Origin of the sequence: Paraburkholderia bonniea (genome assembly GCF_009455625.1) — a bacterium.
Classification (GTDB): domain Bacteria; phylum Pseudomonadota; class Gammaproteobacteria; order Burkholderiales; family Burkholderiaceae; genus Paraburkholderia; species Paraburkholderia bonniea.
On record NZ_QPEQ01000002.1, the window covers coordinates 899,079 to 922,806 of the forward strand.

Sequence of the window (23,728 nt, forward strand, 5' to 3'; positions counted from 1 at the left end):
CTGGACTTTGTTTGCAAGTCAGCCGAGGTGCTCAGCCAGACCCATTGCGAAATAGCGCTTCAGGCGCACCCTGAACGCTGGTGAATGGTTATTTCCGTTCGCCAGCGCCAGGGTGTCCATGTCTGCACTACCTTGCGCCACTACGTGCGCTTCGTCTCCTTCCACGCTTTTTTACGTCCTACGTGCGGTTGTCTGCCGTACCACCATCGTCACCTTGTCATGCGCCGGTGCGACTTCGGCAGCAACCACGGGTGCCTTGTCTGGCCGTTGCCGCGTCTAACGCGCAGCTGATCGCGGCCGGAGCCAGGGGCCCTACAACCTTGCGTTGAGCTCTCAGGTTCTGCAAGTTGTTCATGTCGGTGACCGGTTGCCCCGAATCACCATTCGAATTGACGAGGCTGAAAGTGCCAGACCGAAGCGTCCGGCGCGCTTTCTCAAAATTAACGCGCCGCTATTCATAAGTGAACGCATTATTCATATGCGAATAGACTCCGTCAAGAAGCATGTTGGTTTCAGATCCCAGGACTTTCCCTGATCCCGGATGCTCCGCTCGCGCCACAGGCGTTTACACTCACGCGCTGCACGGCGGGTTGAAGGCAGCAACATGCGCTGCACAACGACCCGTTCCAGCACCCATTACTCAACCGCACCGGCACCACCATGGATCAACTGGAACAGGACAGGGACGATGCCGAGCGCTATCGCGCTCCGGCACTGGATAAAGGTCTCGATATTCTTGAGTTGCTGGCCCAGCAAAAAGACGGCCTGACGCGCGCGGAAATCACCCGGCAGCTTGGCCGCAATGCCAGCGAGATCTACCGCATGCTGGAACGGCTGGTCGCACGCCAATACGTGACGCGCTCGGCAGGCGGCGACCGCTATTCGCTGAGTCTCAAGTTGTATGCGCTGGCGCACCGCCATCCGCCGATGCAGCGGCTGATTGCCGAAGCCCTGCCGCTGATGCAGCGCTTTGCCGATCAGGCGGAGCAATCGTGTCATCTAACGGTGTACGACCGCGGCAATCTGCTTGTCATCGCTCAGGTGGACGGGCCCGGCGCGTGGGGTATCTCCGTGCGCCTCGGCGCCCGCGTCGGGCTGATTGGCACGGGCTCCGGGCGCGTGCTGATGGCGTTTCAGGCCGATGCACAACGGGCTCATATGCTCAAGCAGCACACCACCGTGAAAGGTGAGATCACCCTTGATATCGCCGCCATGGAGGCCCTCTGGAACGAGGTGCGCCGCCAGGGGTTTTCACAGAAGGACAGCCAGCAGACGGTCGGCGTGATTGATGTCACGTACCCGGTGCTCGGGCCCGCTGGCCAGGCGATTGCCGCGCTGACTTGCCCTTATTTGCGCCGCATTGATGGCTATACCGCGCCTACGCTTGAAGCGGCGAGCGCGTTACTGGCGGCAACAGCGGCTGAACTGTCGCTCATGCGCCAGGCGGATGCCGCATCCGCTAGCGAATAAGACCGCCGCGAGCGTGAATGTCCCGCGCTCTCGGCGCCGCCATCGGGAACCGCCACCGGCAACAGCACGGACGAGCGAGCCATGAAACGCTCTAAGCCGCCGAAGAGTTTTGCACGCGAACAAGGTGGTCATCCGGCGTGAAAACGTTAGAATGGCGGCCCGCTTAAAACCCCGCCGCACGGCTTAGGCCGTGCGCGCCAATCCCACACCACCACACCACTCCATCCGATACCGCCATGGCCAAACTTCTGACCGATCCCGAATTCCAGCGTTTTTCCGAGCTCCAGCAAAAACAGGCGAGCTTCACGATCACTAGCGAAGAGGCCGATGAACTGCGCGATATCGTCGCCCGCGCGCAAAAAAAACGTGATGACCGCGCTGCAGCCATGCAGGCTATCGAAGCGCATCTTGAGCAGTTCGGCATTACGCCCGACGAGTTGTTCTCGCCCGAGCAGATCGGTGAAGCCGCCCGCGCGTATGGCCTGATTCCAGCCAGCAAGAAAGAGCGTGTGCTGCCACCTTCTATCAGCTTCAACGGCAAACCTTACCCATGGACTCGCAGCCTGCCCGACGAAGTGCGTGTGCCACTGTTCGAGGCCTTCAGCGCGGGGTTATCAGTGAAAGACTTCATCGCTACGCCGAAAGACACCCTGCGCTGCGCCGCCGCCATCGCGCGTCTGGAGCGCGAAACCGGGACGGTTTATGCCGCCGCCTGGCTCGATGAGCTAGCGCTCGCCCGGCATCAAGTGGATGAGGCCGCCGCCAGGCTCGCAGCCTGATGTTCTGGTTTAAGGCCTTGGCCTGATGGATTAGCGTCAGGCCAAGCGCACAAAAAAGCCGCGTGATTCGTTTCTCACGCGGCTTTTTTGCTGTTCAGTGCGGCCGTGCGGCCCGGTTGCACCGCACCACACCTACCCTCTGCCCGGCCTACATCGTGCGCCGGAACGGCGCTCCGGAATGTTCGCGCAACTCGTTAAACACGATCTTCGGCCAGGCCTTTTGCGCTACCTCGATCTCCGAGACGTGTGACGCCAGATAGGTTGGCGCATCCGATGCATCAAAGGCAATCCGCGCGGCGTAAGCATCGCTAAAACGACGCAATTCGGCGGCATCGTCGCAGGTAACCCAGCGTGACATCCGGTAGCGCGCGGGCATGATGCGCACGTCCACCTTGTATTCCGTGGAAAGCCTGTGCGACACCACTTCAAACTGCAACTGCCCGACCGCGCCAAGAATCATCGAGCCGCCATGCACTGGCCGGAACACCTGAATCGCCCCTTCTTCGCCCAGTTGCTTCAACGCTTCACCGAGTTGCTTGGCGCGCATTGGGTCGACCACTTCCACCGTCTGGAAAATTTCCGGGGCAAAAAACGGCAGGCCGATAAATTGCAGCGCTTCGCCTTCGGTCAAGGTATCGCCCAGGCTCAGTGTGCCGTGATTGGGAATCCCGATGATGTCGCCGGGATACGCCTCGCTAACCGTTTCGCGCCGCTGTGACAAAAACGTGACGACGTTATTGGCGCGGAACATCTTGTTCGAGCGCGTAACTTTTAACGCCATGCCCCGCTCGAAATGCCCCGAACACACGCGAATAAACGCAACCCGGTCGCGGTGTGCCAGATCCATATTGGCTTGCACCTTGAACACCACACCGGTGAACTTCGGCTCGTCTGGCAGCACCGGACGCTGGAGCGTCATACGCATCGACGGCGGTGGCGCCAGATCGACCAGCGCATCCAAAATTTCCTTCACGCCAAAGTTATTGATCGCCGAACCGAACAACACCGGTGACTGCTGGCCCGCCAAAAAAGCATTCCGGTCGAACGCGGGCGTGGCACCGGTAATCAGGTCGATTTCGTCTTTGGCCCGCACCCAGCTCTCGCCAAACCGGCTCAAGCCTTCGTCGTCGCTAATCGCCTGCAGGGTTTCGACAGCACCGCCAGCCGTGTCTTGCCCAGCACGGAACACTCGCACCTGATCGCGCTGAATGTCATAGACGCCCTGAAACGCTTTACCCATGCCAATCGGCCAGGTAAAGGGAATCGCCGCCACCCCGAGATGCTGTTCAATCTCATCGAGCAGCTCAAGCGGCTCACGCACTTCACGATCGAGCTTGTTAATAAACGTGACGATGGGCGTGCGGCGGCTGCGGCAGACTTCGAGCAGTTTCAAGGTTTGTGCTTCGACGCCATTGGCACCGTCGATCACCATCACGGCCGCATCGACGGCGGTCAGCACACGGTAGGTGTCTTCAGAGAAATCTTCGTGACCGGGCGTATCGAGCAGATTAATCACGGCGTTGCCGTATTCGAACTGCATCACCGAGCTAGCGACCGAAATGCCACGCTGCTTTTCGATTTCCATCCAGTCGGAAGTCGCGTAGCGGTTGCTCTTGCGGCCTTTCACTGTGCCAGCAATCTGAATCGCGCCCGAAAACAGCAGCAGTTTTTCAGTCAGTGTGGTTTTGCCCGCATCCGGGTGGGAAATGACTGCAAAAGTACGGCGGCGTTTGAGTTCGGAGACTGACATCGGTGCAGGAATGGCTCGTGGAAGAGGACTGCCCTGGCGGGCTGAGAACCGCGAGGAGCGGCGCTTTGCCCGAAATCGGGACCAGCCTTGAAGGTGGCAGGACGCCGATGATACACGCAACCTGCCGCACTACCCGCAGGTGAACCGTGACGCTGGATACGAGGGCAGCAAGCGTATCAAAGGTGAGTGTTTGCGGGACCAGTTCGCGCGACGAGCCGAGAGAATGCTGAAGTGCGCCGCCAGGGAGCGAGCATGGTTTGATTCAGGCCGGGTATTCATCCTGAGCATAGCCGCCAGAAGCGCGTACGAACTCACTATCCCGGACCTTGAAAAAGCTCTATTGAATCGCTTAAACCCTTATCTGGCATGCCTTTTGCGTTTTTCATCGCAGCGCTTTCAGCGCTCGTTTGCGCAGGTATGCATGCCATCTCATAACTGCTTGCCCAGCCTCATCCGGTATCGCTACACGTGCTGCATGCGCTACACGCCATGGCCTACCAGCGCAGAAAAACGGCTCGCGGCTGCTTAAAGGTGAGGGTTTTCGGGGGGGCTGAAGTGGTGCAAAAACCCGCGATGCCGGACTCACTTCAAATCAGGCGCATGGCTGGTTATGCAACGGGTTACTTCTTCTGGCAGGCATACAGCAGCGCCAAAGTGCCGTTGTCGGTTGAGCGGCGCACGACGTCAAACGCGCCGTCGCAATTCGCACGGGCTTGCTGCTCGCATGAGGCAAAGCTGCCCGTGCATTGCACCTGCGTGGTCGGCCGGCCATCAGACAAAAAGAGCGGCGGGCCGCTGCTACAAGCTGCCAGTGCGCCCGATAACACCAGCCCGGTGGTGACGGCACGCACCTTGCGCAACGGCAACAAGCCTGGAAGACGGAAATCAAATGGAGAACTACGTTTCATGGAACACCTTGGTCAGCACGTGCGTTTTGGATCGCAGCGATTGTGCCATGCCACAGCAGCGTGCCTGCAACTAAACCTGAGCTTGGGCTTGGGTCTGGATTTAAAGCACGGCAACGCATAACAACGCACAAGAAAAAACATAGCGGGCGTAAACGTAGCAGTGGCTACGCATGCACCAAGCATTGCGTAGCCACCGTTCAAAACCCGATCATCAACAATCAATGCCCGCGCGGCGGTTTGCTTTCTCTTTCTGACAGACACACCGCGCAGTGAAACGACATCAGCATCAATGATTAGAAGCGGTGACGGATACCCGCTGCCACCAGGAACTGGCTGCTGCTCATCGACGGGTTAGCCGTGTTGATGATCGCCGGGGTGCCTGAAGCCGCGCGTTGATACACCGTTTCAAGATAGGTATCGGTACGCTTCGACAACTGGTAATCGGCCTGGAGCGCACCTTCGTTCCAGTGCGTGCCTGCGCCCTTGGTATAGGTGTACATGCCAGCCAGCGAGAACGCCGGTGTCAGTTGATACACCCCATTGACTTCGTAGTTGCTAAAGCCGGCTGAAGCGGCAGGCAATGCGGTATCCGCATTCACCACACCGGTGTAGGTCGAACGCGACCATGCTGCGCCCAGCGTGAAGTTGCCCAGCGCGTAGCTTGCGCCTGCGCCATAAGTGTTTTGCGTTTGCACGTTGGCATTGAAGATGCCATCAATCGTGCCAGGCAGCGTCATGCCTTCATACGCGCCATTGGACGTGTTGCCACGGCCATTCACGTGCAGGTAAGCCGCGCCTGCGTTAAACGGACCATTCTGGTAATTGGCCCCCACGCTGTATGCGCGGTTATTGGCAAATTGCCCCGCGCCATTGGAAAACGCGTACATGCCGCCAAAGCTAAAGCCACCAAACGACGGGCTGGCGTATTTGACCGAATTACGGGCGAGATACGAATTATTGGCGTTGTCGTTATCGAACGGATGCGCGAAAGCGGTGCCGCCTGCGCCACCAGTCAAGGTGAACGGAGCGAAATAATCATGAATCGAATCATATTGATGACCCAGCGTGACCGTGCCAAATGATTCGTTGCTGAGACCCACGTAAACCGGGTGATCGTTAAAGCCTTCGCCGCTTGCAATCGAAAAGCCACGTTCCAGCACGAACAGCGCCTTGTTGCCACCGCCCAGATCTTCCGTCCCTTTCAGGCCCCAGTAGCTGCCGTCGATCAGACCGCTGGTCATTTTGTACTGCGCGTTGCCGCGGACGTTGTTGACGTAGGCCAGTCCGGCATCGATTTCGCCATACAGCGTGACGCTGCTTTGCGCGAGCGCCGAGGTGCTCAGCAGGGCGGCAACAGCCGAAACGGCCAGTGCGGTGAGGCTCTTGTTCAGGGAGATAGACATGGGAGGCGTTTCCAGAAAAAACGGCTTGAGTTAGAAAAGAAAACCGGCTGACGCGTATTGCACAGGCAAACGAAGACAAACGGATTAACGAAATGACGGAGGGCTTAAAAACGGGATTATTTGATATTAATTACAAATTAATTACCGTTTGCCACTCTTGATCTGTGCGGTAATAAGAACGGCTCGCATTATTTATTCAATCCAGAACGCTGTAAAGCAAAGCTTGCCCGCTGTGGTAGCCCTGCGACGCCACTTTCACAGAACCCTCAAAACCACCTTCCGCTCAAGCGGCCAGGAGCATCTGCGAATGCCCTGGCACCCCGCCGCCATAGCACCGCTGCCGCGCGGCCGGACACGTTATCGCGTTAAACTGCCACCCCACTGATTGCCGCGAGCCGCGTTCAGGTCAGGCTGAAAACCACCCGGTCTGACACCCATGGCCCGCTCACGCCAGATCGGTCAAGCGCATTTTTACCGGCGTACTGAACGCCGGAGACCGAACCCGGCCCAAACCGGCCCGCTCCGAGAATCCCGCCATGCTCCATGACCTCGTCGTGCAATACGGGCCACTCATCGTTTTCGTGAATGTGCTCGCCGCCTCGCTCGGTTTACCGGTACCGGCCATGCCAACGCTCATCGCGTTTGGCGCAATGGCTTCACTGCATCCGGGCTCAATCGCGCCTGAACTGTTGACCGTGCTCGTGCTCGCTATCTTTGCCACGCTGATTGGCGACAGCCTGTGGTATCTCGCCGGACGGGTGTATGGCGCGCGCATGCTGAATACGCTGTGCCGGCTCTCGCTCTCGCGTGATATCTGCGTGAAAAAAACTGAACGTTTTTTTGGCCGCTGGGGCGTGCGGGTGCTAGTGGTATCGCGCTTTGTGCCTGGGCTGTCGATTGTCTCGGTGCCAATGGCGGGGGCCATGGGAACGCGCTATCGCACCTTCCTGCGCTACAACGGCACCGGCGCAGTGTTGTGGTCGGGCACCGGGCTGCTTATCGGCGCGCTGTTCGCCCGGCAGATCGAATGGCTGCTCGCCGTAGCAAGCCGCATGAGCGGTGTCGCGCTAGCGGTGATCGCGGCCTTGCTGCTGACTTATGCGGGATACCGCTGGGTGCGGCGGCAACAATTGATCCGCGAACTGATGGCCGCCCGGATCGACGAAAGCGAATTACACGCGCTGATGCAGGCCAACGATGCGCCCATCGTGTTCGACATCCGCTCGCCCGAGCACCGCATGCTCGACCCATTCGTGATTCCTGGCGCGCAGTTTGCCGATGAACGCCATCTGGAAACGATCATCAACACCTACCCACGCGAGCGGAAGTTCGTGATTTATTGCGCTTGCCCCAACGAAGTTTCAGCGGCCTGGATGGCTCAACAACTCACCAAGGCAGGCTTCGCTGATGTGCTGCCACTGCGGGGTGGCCTGGATGCCTGGCGCGATGCAGGACGCCCGCTCGATCCGCTACCCAGCCTCGACGACGCACCTGAAACATCTGACACGCTTGGCACGCCTGACACGCCGGCCGCTGCAACCACTGCGCTGCCCAAAACGCTATAGGAGGGTAGCTGGTTATCGCCGCGCATCGTTAGCCGTTAGCACCTCAGCCAACCTGGCTCCGTTGCGCCGGACACAGCCTGCGGAACTGCGCACGGAGTAACCCGTCTTGCCGCAGCACATCGCACACTGCAAATAAAAAATCCGCGCCAGCAACGTGGCTGGCGCGGATCAGAAAAATCTTCAGCAGAAAAGCTGAACTAGCGTTCGAGCTTGACGCGCAATTCACGCGCGCTTTCGAGCAACCCTTCATAGCCGGAACGCGCATGCTCTGGCAAATCAGGATCACCGACCAGCGTGCCCAGCGTTTCGATCAGGCTATACAGAATGCCGCGTGCCGCACTAGCGGCAATCGTGCCTGACGACACCATCTCATCGACATGGCTGACTGCCGCATCAAAATGCTCCAGCGCAGGCTTGACTGCTTCTTTTACTTTTTGCTGAAAATCATCGTCGTTCGTCATGGTGGGGTCTCGCTTTCGCTGTAGTCCAAGGGGGTCAGTAAGAGTGCGGCTTGCGTGCTGTTATATACCGATCCCCGATGGCCGTCCACGTCTGCCGCCTTGAGGTGATACATGCGGAACGCTCTGTGCCTGCCATCGCGCCCCGCACTCGCTCCACTGCTTCAATGCGTTACGTCGCTGCGTCGGCTGCCGCCTGCGCGGCTGCCACGGCGGGCGAAATAATCGCAGGCTGACCAGTTTGCTGGCGTGAGCGCCCCGAGCTCAAATAATCGGCAATCGAATCCTGCGTCACCTCACCGACATAACGTCCGTCAGCATCAATTACTGGCATCCACGATGAATTGAACTGGTACATCCTCGACAGCAAAATGCGCAGATTGTCTTCACCTGCCGCCGTGGTCCTGAATGCAGCGAGCTGATCCGCGCAGACCCCCTCGTTGCCCCGCGCCGCACGCCGGGTCACATAGCCCAGCGCACGCTGGTCGTCATCCACGATGGTCAGATAACGGCAGTCGTTTTCATCCATGATCTGGAACGCGCGCGTGAGTGGCGTATCGGCCCGTGCGGTCTCGGGCTGCGTTGCCGCATCGCCCGCCTTGATCAGCAAAAGACGTTTGAGCGTACTGTCCTGGCCGACGAACTGCGCGACGAACTCATCGCGCGGATGCGCCAGCAAGGTGTCCGGATGGTCGTACTGCACCAGCTTGCCGCGACGAAACACTGCGATGCGGTCGCCCAGCTTGAGCGCCTCGTCAATGTCATGGCTGACCATGATGACGGTCTTGTTCAACTGCCGTTGCATCAGGAAGAACTCATTCTGAATCGACTCGCGGTTGATCGGATCGACCGCGCCGAATGGCTCATCCATCAGCAGCACCGGTGGATCAGCAGCGAGCGCGCGAATTACACCGATACGTTGTTGCTGCCCGCCCGAGAGTTCGCGCGGATAGCGTTTCAGATACTGCTTGGGGTCCAGGGCAACCATCGACATCAGTTCGGTTGCGCGCTCGTGGCAGCGCTTTTTGTCCCAGCCCAGCAAACGCGGCACGACCGTAATGTTTTCTTCAATCGTCATGTTCGGAAACAAGCCGATCTGCTGGATCACATAGCCAATACGGCGGCGCAGTTCTACTTCGTCCAGGTCCGTCGTGTCTTCACCGTTAATCAGCACACGGCCGGAAGTAGGCGCAATCAGGCGGTTAATCATCTTCAGCGTCGTGGTCTTGCCGCAGCCCGACGGGCCAAGAAACACGCCAATTTCGCCTTCGCCCACAGTCAAGCTGACTGAGTCGACGGCCCGTACCGGCTGGCCGTCTTTTTGCGTGAAAATTTTCGTCAGTTTGTCGAGTTCGATCATGTTTTTTGCACTCCCTTTGGTGTCAGCAGACGTTGCAATGCCTGCAGCAGCAAATCAGCGACAATCGCAAGCACGCTTACGAGTACAGCGCCAACCAGCAGTTTCATCATGTTGCTCTGGCCAATCGCACGAATAATCAGCGTGCCCAGCCCCCCTGCGCCAATCACGGCGGCAATTGTCATCACGCCAATGTTCATCACGACAGCAGTGCGCACGCCACCGAGAATCACTGGCACCGCCAATGGCAATTCCACCAGCCGCAACCGCTGCCATGCGGTCATGCCAATCCCTTTGGCTGCTTCTTTGACGCCCGCATCGACGTTGCGCAGCGCGAGATAGGTGTTGCGGATAATCGGCAGCAACGAATACAAAAACACCGCCGTGATCGCCGGCACGGCGCCAATGCCATAACCGAAACGCGAAAGAACCGGAATCATCAAACCGAAGAGCGCGATGGATGGCAGCGTGAGCACAATCGTCGCCAGCCCGAGCAACGGTGACGCCAGCCACTCATGGCGATTAATCAAAATGCCCAGCGGCACCCCGGCGATGATCGCGCAACCCACCGCAATGCTGACTAGCCAGAGATGCTCCAGCGTCAGTTCGAGCAGTTGTGGCCAGTTGGCCAGTAGATAGTCAAAAACGCTCATGGCTTGCCTCCACTCAGTGCCGGATGGTCGCGCAGAAATTCACGCGCGACCGTCTGGATCGACTTGCCGTCAATATCCACCTGCTTGTTCATTTCCAGAATGACGTCGTTGTCCAGCGCGGCAGACAGTGCATTCAACTGCGCCGCCAGACGGGGGTTCTGTTTAAGGATGGCTTCGCGCACGACGGGAGTGGCGTTATAGGGCGGGAAAAAACCTTTGTCGTCTTCCAGCGGACGGATATCAAAACCTTTCACGCGTCCGTCCGTGGTGTAGATCAGGCCAACGAACACCTGGTTGTTATGCAACGCCGTGTAGACCAGCCCTGGGTCCATCTGCTTGGTCTGCTTGCGGGTAAAACGCATGCCGTAAGCCATTTCGAGTGGCTTGAGACCATCTGGACGATTGGCAAATTCAGCGTCCATCGCAAACACGTACTTGCCATCAGGCTCGGCATTCATCCGCTCAGCGAGCTGGGAAATGGTGTGAATGCCCGTAGCCGTGGCGACTTCGTGTGGCAGGCCCAGCGCATAGGTATTGTTCAGCGGCGAAGCGTCGAGCCAGACCAGGCCGCGCCGCGCATCAAGCGCCTTGACGCGCTCGTACATCGTTTTGGGATCCAGTTTTTCCGTGATCTTGTTGTAGACGATGGCCGCAGTACCGGTGTACTCCCAGACGATGTCGATCTGGTTGTGCTCCTGCGCGCTGCGCAGCAACGTGCTGCCAAGGCCCGTGCGGGTTTCCACCGGATAGCCTTGCGCCCGCAAATACTGGGCGGTGAGTTCGGCGAGCACGTATTGCTCGGTGAAGTTTTTGCTGCCGACAATCAGCGCGGCGGCGCTGGCGTGAACGCTGGTGGCGAGGAGTGCGGCGAGCAGCAGCCAGCGGCCAGGAAAGTAGCGGGCGAGGCCATTTGCCAGCCCGCCTGAAAACGAGCGTAAAAACAGGAAGTTCATGCGGTCACCCCACGGCGGGCCAGGAAATAACGGCTACCGGAGGCGACCAGGCCATCCAGCACGAGTGCCAGTAAAGCGGTCATCCCCGCTCCGAGCAGCAGTTGTTGCGGATTGTTCAGGTAGATCCCCGGAAAGATGAATGTGCCAAGACTGTCTGCGCCGATCAGATACGCGAGCGGTGCCGTGCCAACGTTGATGGACAGTGCCGTGCGGACACCGCCGACGATGATCGGAAGCGCATTGGGCAGCTCGACGCGTATCAGTGATTGCCAGCCCGTCATGCCAATTCCGCGCGCAGCTTCGCGCAGCGCGGGCGACACGTTTTTCATGCCTTCATAGGCATTACGGGTAACGGGCAGCAGGGAGGCAAGAAAGAGCGCGGCAATGGCCGGCAACTCGCCAATCCCAAAGATGCCCAGCGCGATGGCCAGCACGGCCAGCGATGGAATGGTGTTGCCAATGTTGAACACCTGCATGAAGCGTTCGGCTTGCCGGGCGAACGCAGGGCGGCTAAGCAGCACCCCCGCTGGAATTCCCACCAGTAGCGCCAGCCCCATCGAATAGCCGACCAGCAGCAGGTGCTGTCCAGTGTAGTAAAGCAGATCGGGTTTGTACTGGGACAACGCGTCAGAGTTGATGGCACGAACCAGCAACGTAGCGGCGATGCCAATGGCAGCCAGACCAGCAAACAGCCTGACAGGACGTTGAATCATCAAGATGAGCCTCCTTGTGCGATGTGCGGCGCGCCTGAAACACACGCCACACCGGTATCTGGCAGGCATTTGCTGGTTCACACCAGCAAACTACGGGCATCAAGGCCAGAAAAGACCGCGATGCCGGACGCCGGTTAGATGGCGGCTGCCAGATCATCGTTACCCGTTGGCGCATGGCGCACCAGACCGGGCAGGCTACCGTCGGCTGACGGCAAAAAAACAGGAGACAACCGGCTAGCCAGTGTTCCTCAAAGATCAAACTTCGGGGTTAATTGATGGAAAGAAAAAACCAGATGCAAAACGAAACACCTGTCGCAATATGTGCCTGATTGCCTCCACATAACAGGGCATTGATGCTTGTGATGCTTGATGTAACAAAGGGCATTTAATGCCGCGCTAATACGGCTAAATACCCGCCAAATCGCCTTTAAAATCTGTTAATTCCCAGCGAACAGCGCGTGATTATATAAAATTTACCCTGGCGCGTCTACCCATGAACTGCCTCAAGCGAAATCCGGCGAAAATCCAGACGGCCCGCATAATGCCCTCGCAAAACCTGTCTTTTTAATCGGGTTATTCAGATATCACGTGTCAATAAAATAAGCGGCAGCCAGAATCTGGCGGCCTTCACGTTATTCCGCAAAAGGATGAAATTTTGCATCGGTTATTTCAGGAAGACCATCAACCGGAAGATCCATCTCTTTAGGTAATGCAAGCATATTGAGTGAAATGACATTCCCGTAAATATCTTCCGCTTTACCAAAAAAATTATCGGGATTAAATAGCTTCGGCGCATGCCACCACAGCCGGTAGTCTTTTGCAAAAAGCCATTCGATCAGTTCAGCGGAGCGCTCCACGCGGTCGTTTTCCAGATAAAGCACCGGCCGCGACTCGTCTATGATCCCCTCGGCACCTTGCAGCGCGAACAGCTCAAAGCCTTCCACATCAATCTTTATCAGGGCGACCTGCTCGCCACCCAGTACGTCATCCAGCCTGATGCAAGGAACCGCAATGCTGTCGCCATTGGCCTCGTTTTGCATCTCCACACCGCCGAAATTGCCGGTTGCGTGGTAATCCTGACGAGGGAAAAACAGCGTGCGTTCGGCTTCGCCACAGGCAAATGGCCAGGCACGAACATTAGTGATGCCGTTGAGCGCCAGATTCGCGCACAGGTTATGAAAAATAAACGGCTGAGGTTCAAAAACCGCGAGTTGACGCCCCTGAGCGGCCGCTTGCTGTGCCAGCGGAACCGTATGGCCGCCAATATTGGCACCGATTTCAACCACCATGCCGGGGAGAATCAGCAGTTGCGCCAGAAACTGCGTCTCGAATTCACAAAACTCGCCATATTCCAGCATGGCGTAGCCAATATAAAAGTCATTGGGATTGGCCAGCATCCAGCCGTGGCGAGTTTGAACCAGAGTGCCAGTTGGGCTTACTGGCAGGAATGTTGAGGGATCTGTTTGCATAATAAAAACGGTCTTGTTTTATAGCGAAATTTTTATCAGGATACCTAGCCGCCGATCTTTATCGGCAAGCGAATGCGGCAGTTTCGCACATTTGAAAAATCAGGATAAAACATTTTTTCTGCAATAAAACAGCCTTGGTTAAGCCTTGTATACGGTGATTTCACGATATCTCGCAGCAAACATTCTCCCGTTTTTGGCTCCCGAAAAATCTCACCTTTGTTGCCCTAACACCGCGCGCTGGAGCGAAAATGCACCACCCTGCAGCTTTCTGGAATAGCCCATGACAACACCATCTAGCTCGTCCATTCCCGCCGTTCGCGCGATCGTCACAGGCCACACTCATGGCCTGGGCGCAGCGCTCGCGCAGCAGCTTTTGTCGCGCAACATCTCGGTGCTCGGGCTGTCTCGCTCAAGCAATCCAACGCTCGCACGCAGCTACCGCAACACGTTCGATGAAATCAAACTGGATCTGGCGCAAACGCAGCAACTCGCGCACTGGCTGGCAGGCGAGGATTTATCGCGCTTTATCGCTGGTGCCCATTGCGTGCTGCTGCTGAACAACGCTGGCACGGTGCAACCCATCGGCTCGCTGGAACAACAAACACCCGATGCCATCGCCCACGCCATCGGTCTCAATGTCGCCGCCCCGCTCATGCTGGCTAGCGCTGTGGCTTGCGCCAGCACGGGCGGGGCTGAGCGGCGCATCGTGCATATTTCAAGCGGGGCGGGGCGTCAGGCGTATGCAGGCTGGAACATCTATTGCGCCACCAAGGCAGCACTCGATCATCACGCCCGTGCCGTTGCACTTGAGCAAAACCCGCTGCTGCGGATCAGCAGCGTGGCACCAGGTGTGGTCGATACCGGAATGCAGGCGGAAATTCGCAGCACGTCTGCAGAGCAGTTTCCATTGCGGGGGAAATTCGATGAACTGAAACGCAATGGACAACTCGCCACGCCAGAACAAACCGCCGAAAAACTCATCGCTTATGCCCTAAGCGACGCATTTGGCCAGACACCGGTGAGTGATCTCCGGGAACTCGCCTGACACCGCGACCACGACTGAACCAACGCATCGAAGTCACCAAGTCGAGGATTTAAGAGCGTCTGCGGCACGCTCCCGAAAAACCTCACCTTTGAGCCATGATCTCAACAAATTCGGACTAACCGCCCAGTCAAAACACGCCCGCCTAGAACTTCACCTTCACCTGGAAACCAGCGGTAAATGGCAAATCGTTAGAGGGGATCGGCGGAATCAGGATCACGTTCATCCCGACGCGCTTGTATTCCATCATCAGCAACGGCGCAAGAACGGGGCCAATCGTGTGATTTTTCCCGAGCCCCCAGTTGCCGTAGTTGTAGCCCGTGATGATGCCGCCCATCGCCGCCAGGCGGATAAAACCCCAGTGCGCAAACTCCGGGGCCCAGACAGCGCCGCCATACCAGGAAGGCCGTCGCAACGAGTTGCGAAAGCCGCCGCCCGTCACCGCCCACTCCTGACCCAGCCAGCACTCCACGCCAATGCCGGGATTAAACTGCTCGAAATCTTTTTTGGGATGAATGTGGTAGGAGCCCACCATGGCATCCACCCAAAGGCCGCCCTTACACCAGTCGCCTGCCTGCGCCGTCGAAGCCAGCGTCATCCCAACGGCCAGCGCGGTTGCCGCGCCCTTCATCCTGCTCACTATTTGCCGAAAACCCATGCACTCTCCATCACCGGTTGCCTGCTCTTACCCTGAACGGCACATTCTTGCGTTTGCGCTGCTTGCACCGCTGGCGCCGCTTACCTGGCTGCGCACTCTACCCCAAGCGCCGCAAATGCTATCTCAACCACAACAGGGCATCGGTTTCCGGCTTCGCTGGCTTCTGCGGCGCTGGCCCAGCCGGATTCTGGCCATGGCAGCGGTCTCTATGCTGGCCACCGCATGCACCTCATTGCGGGTCGTCACGCATACGGTCAGCCCGGTCGAAGCCCACGTGCCACCAGGCCGCTATGCGCTTGACCCTGCGCACTGGAGCATTAATTTCGACGTCGATCATCTGCACTATTCGCGCTTTGTCATGCGTTTCAACCGAGCCGAAGCACACCTGCAATGGCATGCGCCTGGGCTTGATCAAAGCTCGGTGGTGGCGGTGATTGATCCAGCCAGCCTCGACACCAACGTGGCGCTGCTTGACCGTATGGTGAAGGGCCGTGACTTGCTCGACGTGACGCACTATCCGCAGATCCGTTTTGTCAGCACGGGCTTTACCCGCACAGGAAACGCCACGGGCGTACTCAGTGGTGAACTGACGCTGCACGGCCAGACCCGGCCCGTGACACTGGAAGTCGTCTTCAATGGTTTCGCCCGCGAGCCGCTGACCCAGCGCGACAAGCTCGGTTTTGCCGCGCAAGGGCGGTTTAGCCGGGCAGCGTTCGGGTTGTCAGCGTGGTATCCCGCTGTGGGGGACGAGGTGCAGGTGCGAATTCAGGCTGAATTCGCCCGTGTTGTGGAGGTGGGAGCCACAAATGCAAATACAGATACAGATGCAGGAGCCGAGGCGGATCTTCCAGGCACCGCGTCTGCAACGGTGCCCTCCAGTGCTGCAAACCTGCGCTGAACGGCCAGTAACTGACGCGGCGTGAAGCGAGCTAAACGCTCCAGTCCAGGATGACTTTGCCGCTCTCGCCGGACAGCATTTTGGCAAATGCGCGTTCATAGTCGTCGATGGCGAAGCGATGCGTCAGGATCGGCGACAAGTCCAGCCCGCTTTGCAACATCGCAATCATCTTGTACCAAGTCTCGAACATCTCTCTGCCATAGATGCCCTTGATTTCAAGTCCCTTGAAGATCACCTGGGTCCAGTCAATCGCCGTCTCTGCCGGTGGGATGCCCAACAGTGCCACCTTGCCGCCATGATTCATCGCCTCGAGCAAGCTCGTGAAGGCACTCGGCACACCTGACATTTCCAGCCCGACATCAAAGCCTTCAGTCATGTGCAGATCGGCCATCACATCGCGCAACGATTCATGTGCAACGTTCACCGCCCGCGTAGCGCCCATCTTGCGCGCCAGCTCAAGCCGGTATTCGTTGATATCGGTAATCACCACGTTGCGTGCGCCCACATGCTTCGCAATCGCCACCGCCATCACGCCAATTGGTCCGGCACCGGTAATCAGCACGTCTTCGCCAACCAGATTGAACGACAGCGCGGTGTGCGTCGCATTGCCGAGCGGATCAAGAATGGCCGCCAGATCGTCAGAAATATCGGCGGGAATCTTGAACGCATTCAGCGCTGGAATCACCAGATACTCAGCAAAAGCGCCTTCGCGGTCGACCCCCACGGCGATCGTGTTGCGGCACAGATGACGGCGTCCCGCACGGCAATTGCGGCAAAAGCCACAGGTGATGTGGCCTTCGCCAGAAACCCGGTCACCGATCTCAAAACCACGCACTTCCTGACCGATTTCAACAATCTCGCCAACGTACTCATGCCCGACCTGCATTGGCACCGGAATCGTTTTTTGCGCCCAGTCGTCCCACTTCCAGATATGAATATCCGTGCCGCAAATCGCCGTGAGGCGGATGCGGATCATCACATCGTTATGGCCAACTTCAGGCTTTTTCATCCGGGTTAAGGTCAAGCCCGGTGCGCGTTCGAGTTTGGCAAGTGCTTTCATGTCCGCTCCAGCGTCTGATTCAAATTTTCAGATTTCAAATAACACCGAGCGCACGGCCTACACGGGCAAACGCGTCCACAACGTGGTTGATTTGCTCTGTGGTGTGCGCCGCGCTCATCTGCGTCCGAATCCGGGCTCGCCCTTTGGGCACCACCGGAAACGAAAACCCAGTCACATACACCCCTTCCTGCAACAGTGCCTGCGCCATGCGTGAGGCAATTTGCGCATCCCCCAGCATCACCGGAATGATCGGGTGCGCCCCGGGCACCAGGGTGAAGCCAAGCGCACTCATGGCCTGGCGAAAATACGCGCCGTTGGCCCGCACGCGCTCACGCAACTGCGCGCCTTCATCGCTGGCGAGCAGTTCGAGCACTTTGAGCGAAGCCGCTGCAATGCTGGGTGTGAGCGTGTTGGAGAAAAGATAAGGCCGTGAGCGCTGGCGCAACATCTCGATCACTTCCTTGCTGGCCGCGACGTAACCTCCCGAAGCACCGCCCAGCGCTTTGCCCAGCGTCCCAGTCAGGATATCGACGCGGGACAGCACACCACAATGCTCGGGCGTGCCACGGCCGTGCTCGCCGACAAAACCCACTGCATGCGAATCGTCAACCATCACCAGCGCGCCATAGCGCTCAGCGAGGTCGCAAATTCCAGCCAGATCGGCAATGATGCCGTCCATCGAAAACACGCCATCGGTAGCAATCAGCTTGAACCGGGCACCCGCCGCATCAGCCTCGCGGAGTTTTTCTTCAAGGTCGGCCAGGTTGTTGTTGCGATAGCGGTAGCGCTTGGCCTTGCACAGGCGCACCCCGTCGATGATGCTGGCGTGATTCAGCTCGTCGCTGATGATGGCATCGGCCTCGTCGAGCAGTGTTTCGAACAGGCCGCCATTCGCGTCAAAACAGCTTGAATACAGGATGCAGTCGTCGGTTTGCAGAAAATCGGCCAGTGCTTTTTCGAGCGCCTTGTGCACCGACTGAGTGCCGCAGATAAAACGCACCGACGCCATGCCAAAACCATCGTGATCGAGACTTTCTTTGGCGGCCGCAATCAGGCGGGCATCGTTGGCCAGACCCAGATAATTGTTCGCACAGAAGTTCAAAACCTGCGTGCCATCCGCAAGACGGACATCCGCTGCCTGCGGGCTGACGATCACGCGTTCGTGCTTGTAAAAACCATCTGTGCGAATTTGCTCTAACGTGCCGCGCAGATGAGAAAGGTAAGAGTCACGCATGAATCTGGCTCCTGATAGATAAAAATGAGCCGTCTGCGGCGCTTGCATCCGCTTGCCGGATAGCCGCGACGGCCTGTTATAGTCGATTTCTTTTTATCGAAATTTTTCGATTTACCGAACTAAAATCCGGTATGACGAACAACTCTAAACGATAGGTCAGACTATGGCAAGTTCGGGAGCACGGCGTCGTCCACTGGCTGTTCCGCAGCCGGACCCGGCGTTGAGCGTGCCGCCACGCGTCGGTGAACAGATTCAGCGGCTGCGCAGCGAACGCCGCATGACGCTTGATGATTTATCGCGTGCGGCAGGCGTGTCGAAATCCACCCTGTCGGAAATCGAGCGCGACAAAGCCAACCCCACCATCGCGGTCGCGTGGCGCTTGACTACCGCTTTGGGCGTTAGCCTGGATTCGCTGTTTGCGCCGCCCAAAACGCCGGAAGCCATCACGGTGGCGGGCCCGCACGACACTCCCACGCTGAGTGGCCACGACGAGAAATATCAGCTTCGGGTCTGGGGCCCCATCGATCTGGCAGGCAAATTCGAATGGTATGAACTGATCTTGCCACCGGGTGGCGCACTGGTTTCCGCCGCGCATGAACCCGGCACGCGTGAACATCTGACGGTGCTGCACGGCACGCTCGAAATCGAGACGGCCGCGATTGTCAAACGTCTGAAAACAGCTGACACGGCCCGTTATGCGGCCGATGCGCCCCACACGATTCGCAATTCAGGCAAAGGTGAAGCGAAAGCGTTACTGGTCGTGATCCACGGCTAAGCGGCCAAGGTTGCGCAACATACTGTATTTTTGTACAGTGCCGTGACGTTATCCGGAGCCGAACATGACCGACCTGACTGACCACAATCTAGCCGCCCGGCGCTATCAAAACGCCGCACGCGACCTCGAACACATCGTCCGCGGCATCGCGGCGCGCTATATCGGGCAACAGGTCCCCCTCACCTGGCGGCTGCTGCACGCCATTGAAGCCGAAGCGCTTGCCGATCTGGGTTTCGCCAGCCGGCATGACGCGATGTTGCTGGGCCTGTTCCAGCGCCCTTCCGCCCTGCCTTATCCAGAAACCGATGAAACCGTTGATTTCGGCGCGTCCAATGCGTTGCCCGCGGCTTTTGCCTTCGCGGTGTCGGCTTATGAAGAAGCCTCGCAACATGCGCTAGCGGCAGTTTCGACGGCCGATACCCCCAAACGTGCCCGTGCCTGGGGTGGATAACTCATCCGGCCGCTGCCTGTCCGCTATCCACTCGCTACCCACTCAACGCCATGCCGCTACGCGCCTCCTGGCCCACCCGTCCTTCTCCAGCCGATCTCTTCAACCAGCAGCGTGAAGACTGGTATCTCGCGCCGCGTCTCGCATTCGATGCCTGGCTAGCGCAACAGGCTTTTCGCGCTTCGTCAGCGGAGGTCTATCGGGCGCAATGGGGGTTGTTTCTCGACTGGCTTGCCGCACAAGGTCAAACCCTGCAAACGGTGGACACCCGCTCCATCGCGCTTTTCGTCGCCGGGCTGTCAATCCGCAAACCACAGCGCGCACGCTATCTGCGCTTGATCGAGCGAGTGCTGGACCATATCCGGGCGATTGAATTTGCCTCGACTAATCCCGCACGTTTTATTGCGCAAGATGGCGCAGCAGCATGGCGCGAGGCCGATAACAACGATCCCACCGGGTTCCTCAGCGCGGCGGAGCGCACCCGGCTGACGACATTTCTGCAAGCGCCCCTGGAAGCATCCGCCCCGTTCCAACGCTGGAAAGCCCGCCGTGATCGCGCATTGATCGCGGTTTTTCTCGGCGGAGGGTTAAAGGTTGGCGAAACGCGGTTATTGACCGTTAGTTGCATTGAAGCCTTGCCGTTTTTGCTGATTGAAACAGCTAATCCGGCTTTTACCCGCCGCACGCACTTGCTTCCTTTTGCCGTCACAGCGCTGGAGGTTTGGCTCGCGGAGCGGCAACGTCATGCGTTTTCTGGTGACCTGTTATTTCCTGCTTCGCTTTCAGGCGGCCCGATGCACAAAGCGACCGTATTACGTGCCGTGGATACGCTGGTTGAGGCAGCGGACGTCATCTCGGCACGGCAACAGCGTGTCAGCCCGCAAACGCTGCGAAACGCGTTTGCAGCGAGTCTTTTTGAATGTAATACCGATCACGATGTGATCCAGCAGTGGCTGGGATTAATTCAGCCTGTGTCGATTGCCCGCTTGCATCTGGCATGGCAGGCATGGTGTGTTCAGCAAGAGGAGCCCGTTAGTGTTGGTCCGGTGGGTGCCCCATGGCCGCCTGAGCTGGCCATCACTTCCACAGACGCTCCAACAACCGCTCCCGAATAAGCTCACTGTCAGTCTCATGAGGTTTTTCACACCCCATCAGACAATGAGCCGGCTGAAAAAAACCCAGCAATGGCCTCCAGCCGTGAAGACCTGGCTCCAGATGAATGCTCACATTCCGGGCAAGCCAGTTCATGCTGGCCATCGGTTTGAAAAAGCTCGGGCTCCCCAGTCTTGCACTGAGGGCAATGCTGCGGCAGCGATATCTGCGCATCCAGTTTCGAGCCGATGATCTGTAGTTCATCAGCGCTTAAACGTCCAGAAAGCGCCTGCCTGTAAAGCAAGGCGGCAAGCGCCGGATCTGCATCCTGTTGCTTTCGCAGTTCAGCCAGCTCCTGGTTTAGCGCGTCAAGTGCTTCTGCTTGTTCTTCAACCTGAGCGCTAAACCGGTCCGATTGTGCTTTGGTTACGGCTAACTGCTGCAGAAACTCAAACTCCTTCCGATTCGCCTCTCTCGTCCCTGACTGATACGTTGCCGCCATGCCACGCAAGGTATCCAGTTCAACCAGCAGAGGTTTTACCCGGCGCTCCGCGGCATCAATTGCGTCTTTTATTTGTTGTGCGTAGTGCTCGGTTCGTTCGCGCAATTCGACATGCAGTTCTTCGACACGCTCTCGTAATACCGTATTAGCAGCGCGTTCTGTATCTAGATGAGTTTGCAGCGCGTGCGTTTCCGTTTGCATGCGTTGTGTGGCGGATTGCAGCGCGTCTTGATGTACGCCGCGCTGGAGATGAGCGCTGGTCAACTCAGCCTCCAGCTCACGAATCCGTTGCCGGGCCGCTTCGGTTTTTTCTTCTTCCCGGCGAACTGATTCATCCGAGCTATCCAGACGAATGCTGGCTTCGTGGGCATTTTTTTCCGCCGACTGGACCTGAGCCTGAAATTGTTGCCGCTCTTCCTCTAGTTCAGCTCGGGCGGAGCGCAGCGCTTCTTCAAAAAGTGTCTGGAGCAGTTCACCCGCGCGTTCTTCAAGGAGAGGTGGAATGACGCCTGTGCCGATCCGGATTTTGGATGCGCTGCGAATACGCTCCCAAAAATGATCGATGTCTTTTGGAATATCGCTCGCACTCCCTGTTTGCGTGAGATCGCGGACCGTTGCCATGGTTGGACGAATGCCTAGATCAAAAAATAGCCGTTTGCACGCATGAAGTGACATTTCTTGCCGTTTACTGCCACTTTTGCGCATTTTTTGGAGTTCTTCGCGGATATTGGCGCGTATTTCATCTAGATTCATCAGCGAACCTGCTTAGGTCAGAAAAGTTCAAATAATAACAAATTACGTATTTTTTTATACGTTTTATTTGGCCATTGATGCGCTGAAGATGCTTACCCCAATCAAGTTGGAAATAGACTGATTGGTGCTTGTTATCACGCCATCTTTTGTGAAACAACATCTATATTTTGCTGTAAGTTGTTGATAACAAATGGTTAATCCGTTATCCAAGATTTTTTGCAGTGTTTCACAGGAGGATGCGCAGTCAGAAAAGAGATTTATCTCTGAGCACACAAACAGCTTGTTGAGAGTATTAGAAGTAAACACCCTTGAACCTTGTTAAAAACGTTAACGCTTGGTGAAACCCTTGCCAGGAAAGCGTTTGCGCCAGCCAAGGTGAAGCTCTGCGGGAGCCTGGGTGAGGGCATGCAGGATGGAAAGGTGCTCGGATTCGGGGGCGTGGGTGAGACAGTCCGGGATAGAACGTGAGTGAGTTCAGGAGAGAGATCGATTGTGAGCAATTGCCAAGGTGAGATTTTTCGGGACCTGATGAGTTGTCTGGCCCGTTATACCTAGCTCGGTTGGTTAGGGATCTGATGAATCACGGTGAGATTATTCAGGATGGTAAAAACACCCTGTTCGGCAAGGTTTGAGGGGGTGAATTGATGGACCGGTGAGCGTTAACAGGAAAAAAACAGATCACGAGGTGAGACTTTTCAGGGGCTGGAGGCTGATCTCAAGCCAGGATTGGGTCCCAGAGAAGGTTGAGGTGAGGTTTTACGGGACGTTAGTCTCCGGGCAGCCCGGAAATACCGCTGATTTATCAGAGGTGAGCCTATTCGGGAGCGGTGCTAAATGCCTCGCCGCCAAGGTGCGGAATAGGTTTAGAAGCAGAAAGGTGAGGGTTTTCGGGGGAGTATTCGGCGATGAGATGCGCTTCGAACCCGTCTGTATTCCGGGAAAGTTGGTAGTCACTCTCATTTAAATCGTTCTAAATCAACATATTGCTTGTTCAGGATTGGCCTTCGCCCTTTCATAAGGTGAGTGTTTCCGGGAGGCTTAATTTTTGTGCTGTTGTAGCCGGTGTGATGCGCCAGGTTTTATAAAGGTGAGGGAATTCGGGGGAGGTATTGAAGCAGGTGCGAGGCTGTGTATCGGGTAAGTACCGGAAACGATTGAGTATTTTTTTGAACCAGGCAGCAGGTGAGAGTTTTCGGGAGCTGTTTTATCGAGTGTTTCTGGCCAGCCGGGATGATTTTCATGGTGATGTTGCTGGCAAAGGTGAGGGTTTTCGGGTGCTTGGCAAACGGACTTTTTCTGGCAGATAAGTGGCGGGCCACGTCATTTCAGGGGCTGGCGGCGATTTAGGTGAGCGTTTTCGGGAGATGAAACGAACTCTGCAGATGGCGAGCACCCGCAGCGAACGTTTTCATCACATATGCCCCTGTTTTTTGCTGCAGAGACAGGTCGTTTTGTAGTGTTTTGTCTGATGAAAATTCTCAAAGATGAAAAAGCCAGCCGAATTGCACTGGAGTCGTGAAACTGCGACAGATTTTTTCGGTGAGGTGATACGGGAGCTAATTTATCCCGTTCAAGGCCGGGCTAAAACCATGAATCGGCTCAATCCTTCCGCAGCACAATGCTGGGCTGAATGCGCCAAAACAGATGATGGTGAGGGTTTGCGGGAACCTGGCGAGGTGAGTTGTGAATGGGAGGACCGTTTCACCCGCAAGGGTGAGCGCGTTTCTGTAGACGAGCATCACCCCGGACGGTATGCTTTGGCCCAATCCTCCCACCTCAATCCGACGC

Annotated in this window: 23 protein-coding genes; 10 read left to right on the top strand and 13 right to left on the bottom strand. The window is 57.3% G+C overall.

All coding sequences use genetic code 11. The annotated features are described in order from the left end of the window. The first annotated feature begins 660 nt into the window (after positions 1-660). Together GH656_RS17585 and GH656_RS17590 are read left to right on the top strand one after the other, a co-directional pair. Positions 661-1,470 (top strand): IclR family transcriptional regulator, encoded by an 810-nt coding sequence (locus GH656_RS17585; RefSeq protein WP_153077310.1) that lies wholly within the window; start codon positions 661-663, stop codon positions 1,468-1,470. Positions 1,471-1,706: 236 nt separating this feature from the next. Beyond that, positions 1,707-2,249 carry a hypothetical protein gene (locus GH656_RS17590; protein ID WP_153077311.1) on the top strand — a complete coding sequence of 181 codons (543 nt, stop codon included), beginning with the start codon at positions 1,707-1,709 and terminating at the stop codon, positions 2,247-2,249. 148 nt (positions 2,250-2,397) lie between these two features. Here GH656_RS17590 and GH656_RS17595 read toward each other — a convergent pair whose 3' ends face one another. The 3 genes from GH656_RS17595 to GH656_RS17605 all read right to left on the bottom strand — a co-directional run bounded on the left by GH656_RS17595 (position 2,398) and on the right by GH656_RS17605 (position 6,310). Beyond that, positions 2,398-3,999: a peptide chain release factor 3 gene (locus GH656_RS17595; RefSeq protein WP_153077312.1), complete on the bottom strand. Its 1,602-nt coding sequence runs from the start codon at positions 3,997-3,999 to the stop codon at positions 2,398-2,400. Between the two features lie 620 nt (positions 4,000-4,619). Then, complete coding sequence (locus GH656_RS17600) at positions 4,620-4,907, bottom strand: hypothetical protein (RefSeq protein WP_425495888.1); 288 nt, start codon at positions 4,905-4,907, stop codon at positions 4,620-4,622. Between the two features lie 293 nt (positions 4,908-5,200). Further along, positions 5,201-6,310, bottom strand: a complete 1,110-nt coding sequence (locus GH656_RS17605; RefSeq protein WP_153077313.1) for a porin — start codon at positions 6,308-6,310, stop codon at positions 5,201-5,203. Between the two features lie 536 nt (positions 6,311-6,846). Here GH656_RS17605 and GH656_RS17610 point away from each other — a divergent pair. Continuing rightward, on the top strand, positions 6,847-7,875 hold the full coding sequence (locus GH656_RS17610; RefSeq protein ID WP_153077314.1) for a DedA family protein/thiosulfate sulfurtransferase GlpE: 1,029 nt from the start codon (positions 6,847-6,849) through the stop codon (positions 7,873-7,875). A 197-nt stretch (positions 7,876-8,072) separates the two neighbouring features. On the opposite strand, the gene GH656_RS17615 is transcribed toward GH656_RS17610, so the two are convergent. The 6 genes from GH656_RS17615 to GH656_RS17640 all read right to left on the bottom strand — a co-directional run bounded on the left by GH656_RS17615 (position 8,073) and on the right by GH656_RS17640 (position 13,478). Next, positions 8,073-8,336 carry a hypothetical protein gene (locus tag GH656_RS17615; protein WP_153077315.1) on the bottom strand — a complete coding sequence of 88 codons (264 nt, stop codon included), beginning with the start codon at positions 8,334-8,336 and terminating at the stop codon, positions 8,073-8,075. 169 nt (positions 8,337-8,505) lie between these two features. Continuing rightward, positions 8,506-9,693: an osmoprotectant ABC transporter ATP-binding protein OsmV gene (locus GH656_RS17620; protein ID WP_153077316.1), complete on the bottom strand. Its 1,188-nt coding sequence runs from the start codon at positions 9,691-9,693 to the stop codon at positions 8,506-8,508. Then, positions 9,690-10,343, bottom strand: coding sequence for an ABC transporter permease (locus GH656_RS17625; RefSeq protein ID WP_153077317.1), 654 nt, complete (start codon positions 10,341-10,343; stop codon positions 9,690-9,692). The genes GH656_RS17620 and GH656_RS17625 overlap by 4 nt, the downstream gene beginning before the upstream one ends. Continuing rightward, complete coding sequence (locus GH656_RS17630) at positions 10,340-11,296, bottom strand: glycine betaine ABC transporter substrate-binding protein (RefSeq protein WP_153077318.1); 957 nt, start codon at positions 11,294-11,296, stop codon at positions 10,340-10,342. The genes GH656_RS17625 and GH656_RS17630 overlap by 4 nt, the downstream gene beginning before the upstream one ends. After that, positions 11,293-12,009, bottom strand: a complete 717-nt coding sequence (locus GH656_RS17635) for an ABC transporter permease (protein WP_153077319.1) — start codon at positions 12,007-12,009, stop codon at positions 11,293-11,295. The genes GH656_RS17630 and GH656_RS17635 overlap by 4 nt, the downstream gene beginning before the upstream one ends. Positions 12,010-12,641: 632 nt before the next feature. Beyond that, complete coding sequence (locus GH656_RS17640) at positions 12,642-13,478, bottom strand: FkbM family methyltransferase (protein WP_217352306.1); 837 nt, start codon at positions 13,476-13,478, stop codon at positions 12,642-12,644. A gap of 280 nt (positions 13,479-13,758) precedes the next feature. On the opposite strand from GH656_RS17640, the gene GH656_RS17645 reads away from it, so the two are divergent. Further along, a complete protein-coding gene (locus tag GH656_RS17645; protein ID WP_153077320.1) occupies positions 13,759-14,523 on the top strand; it encodes an SDR family oxidoreductase in 765 nt (254 codons plus the stop codon). A gap of 142 nt (positions 14,524-14,665) precedes the next feature. Here GH656_RS17645 and GH656_RS17650 read toward each other — a convergent pair whose 3' ends face one another. Further along, positions 14,666-15,178 carry a hypothetical protein gene (locus tag GH656_RS17650; RefSeq protein ID WP_153077321.1) on the bottom strand — a complete coding sequence of 171 codons (513 nt, stop codon included), beginning with the start codon at positions 15,176-15,178 and terminating at the stop codon, positions 14,666-14,668. 193 nt (positions 15,179-15,371) lie between these two features. Between GH656_RS17650 and GH656_RS17655 the strand changes: the two genes are divergently transcribed. Next, positions 15,372-16,076 carry a YceI family protein gene (locus tag GH656_RS17655; RefSeq protein WP_174769822.1) on the top strand — a complete coding sequence of 235 codons (705 nt, stop codon included), beginning with the start codon at positions 15,372-15,374 and terminating at the stop codon, positions 16,074-16,076. A gap of 31 nt (positions 16,077-16,107) precedes the next feature. Here the strand turns inward: GH656_RS17655 and tdh are convergent, their stop codons facing one another. Beyond that, complete coding sequence (tdh, locus tag GH656_RS17660; RefSeq protein ID WP_153077323.1) at positions 16,108-17,136, bottom strand: L-threonine 3-dehydrogenase; 1,029 nt, start codon at positions 17,134-17,136, stop codon at positions 16,108-16,110. Between the two features lie 34 nt (positions 17,137-17,170). Further along, complete coding sequence (locus GH656_RS17665) at positions 17,171-18,370, bottom strand: glycine C-acetyltransferase (protein WP_153077324.1); 1,200 nt, start codon at positions 18,368-18,370, stop codon at positions 17,171-17,173. A gap of 163 nt (positions 18,371-18,533) precedes the next feature. On the opposite strand from GH656_RS17665, the gene GH656_RS17670 reads away from it, so the two are divergent. From GH656_RS17670 to GH656_RS17680, 3 genes are all read left to right on the top strand, one after another. Next, positions 18,534-19,145 carry a helix-turn-helix domain-containing protein gene (locus GH656_RS17670; RefSeq protein ID WP_153077325.1) on the top strand — a complete coding sequence of 204 codons (612 nt, stop codon included), beginning with the start codon at positions 18,534-18,536 and terminating at the stop codon, positions 19,143-19,145. A 64-nt stretch (positions 19,146-19,209) separates the two neighbouring features. Next, a complete protein-coding gene (locus tag GH656_RS17675) occupies positions 19,210-19,596 on the top strand; it encodes a DUF2471 family protein (RefSeq protein WP_153077326.1) in 387 nt (128 codons plus the stop codon). A 50-nt stretch (positions 19,597-19,646) separates the two neighbouring features. Beyond that, complete coding sequence (locus GH656_RS17680; protein ID WP_153077327.1) at positions 19,647-20,708, top strand: tyrosine-type recombinase/integrase; 1,062 nt, start codon at positions 19,647-19,649, stop codon at positions 20,706-20,708. 26 nt (positions 20,709-20,734) lie between these two features. Here the strand turns inward: GH656_RS17680 and GH656_RS17685 are convergent, their stop codons facing one another. Further along, positions 20,735-21,940, bottom strand: coding sequence for a DNA-binding protein (locus GH656_RS17685; RefSeq protein WP_153077328.1), 1,206 nt, complete (start codon positions 21,938-21,940; stop codon positions 20,735-20,737). 652 nt (positions 21,941-22,592) lie between these two features. Between GH656_RS17685 and GH656_RS17690 the strand changes: the two genes are divergently transcribed. Together GH656_RS17690 and GH656_RS17940 are read left to right on the top strand one after the other, a co-directional pair. Continuing rightward, positions 22,593-22,904 carry a hypothetical protein gene (locus GH656_RS17690; protein WP_153077329.1) on the top strand — a complete coding sequence of 104 codons (312 nt, stop codon included), beginning with the start codon at positions 22,593-22,595 and terminating at the stop codon, positions 22,902-22,904. 520 nt (positions 22,905-23,424) lie between these two features. Further along, positions 23,425-23,728 (top strand): hypothetical protein (locus tag GH656_RS17940; protein WP_217352308.1); only part of this gene is annotated, 304 nt, incomplete at its 3' end.

Coding starts and splice junctions, on each gene's coding strand:
- GH656_RS17585 (WP_153077310.1), top strand. CDS start 661: ATGGATCAACTGGAACAGGACAGGGACGATGCCGAGCGCTATCGCGCT.
- GH656_RS17590 (WP_153077311.1), top strand. CDS start 1,707: ATGGCCAAACTTCTGACCGATCCCGAATTCCAGCGTTTTTCCGAGCTC.
- GH656_RS17595 (WP_153077312.1), bottom strand. CDS start 3,999: ATGTCAGTCTCCGAACTCAAACGCCGCCGTACTTTTGCAGTCATTTCC.
- GH656_RS17600 (WP_425495888.1), bottom strand. CDS start 4,907: ATGAAACGTAGTTCTCCATTTGATTTCCGTCTTCCAGGCTTGTTGCCG.
- GH656_RS17605 (WP_153077313.1), bottom strand. CDS start 6,310: ATGTCTATCTCCCTGAACAAGAGCCTCACCGCACTGGCCGTTTCGGCT.
- GH656_RS17610 (WP_153077314.1), top strand. CDS start 6,847: ATGCTCCATGACCTCGTCGTGCAATACGGGCCACTCATCGTTTTCGTG.
- GH656_RS17615 (WP_153077315.1), bottom strand. CDS start 8,336: ATGACGAACGACGATGATTTTCAGCAAAAAGTAAAAGAAGCAGTCAAG.
- GH656_RS17620 (WP_153077316.1), bottom strand. CDS start 9,693: ATGATCGAACTCGACAAACTGACGAAAATTTTCACGCAAAAAGACGGC.
- GH656_RS17625 (WP_153077317.1), bottom strand. CDS start 10,343: ATGAGCGTTTTTGACTATCTACTGGCCAACTGGCCACAACTGCTCGAA.
- GH656_RS17630 (WP_153077318.1), bottom strand. CDS start 11,296: ATGAACTTCCTGTTTTTACGCTCGTTTTCAGGCGGGCTGGCAAATGGC.
- GH656_RS17635 (WP_153077319.1), bottom strand. CDS start 12,009: ATGATTCAACGTCCTGTCAGGCTGTTTGCTGGTCTGGCTGCCATTGGC.
- GH656_RS17640 (WP_217352306.1), bottom strand. CDS start 13,478: ATGCAAACAGATCCCTCAACATTCCTGCCAGTAAGCCCAACTGGCACT.
- GH656_RS17645 (WP_153077320.1), top strand. CDS start 13,759: ATGACAACACCATCTAGCTCGTCCATTCCCGCCGTTCGCGCGATCGTC.
- GH656_RS17650 (WP_153077321.1), bottom strand. CDS start 15,178: ATGGGTTTTCGGCAAATAGTGAGCAGGATGAAGGGCGCGGCAACCGCG.
- GH656_RS17655 (WP_174769822.1), top strand. CDS start 15,372: ATGGCAGCGGTCTCTATGCTGGCCACCGCATGCACCTCATTGCGGGTC.
- tdh (WP_153077323.1), bottom strand. CDS start 17,136: ATGAAAGCACTTGCCAAACTCGAACGCGCACCGGGCTTGACCTTAACC.
- GH656_RS17665 (WP_153077324.1), bottom strand. CDS start 18,370: ATGCGTGACTCTTACCTTTCTCATCTGCGCGGCACGTTAGAGCAAATT.
- GH656_RS17670 (WP_153077325.1), top strand. CDS start 18,534: ATGGCAAGTTCGGGAGCACGGCGTCGTCCACTGGCTGTTCCGCAGCCG.
- GH656_RS17675 (WP_153077326.1), top strand. CDS start 19,210: ATGACCGACCTGACTGACCACAATCTAGCCGCCCGGCGCTATCAAAAC.
- GH656_RS17680 (WP_153077327.1), top strand. CDS start 19,647: ATGCCGCTACGCGCCTCCTGGCCCACCCGTCCTTCTCCAGCCGATCTC.
- GH656_RS17685 (WP_153077328.1), bottom strand. CDS start 21,940: ATGAATCTAGATGAAATACGCGCCAATATCCGCGAAGAACTCCAAAAA.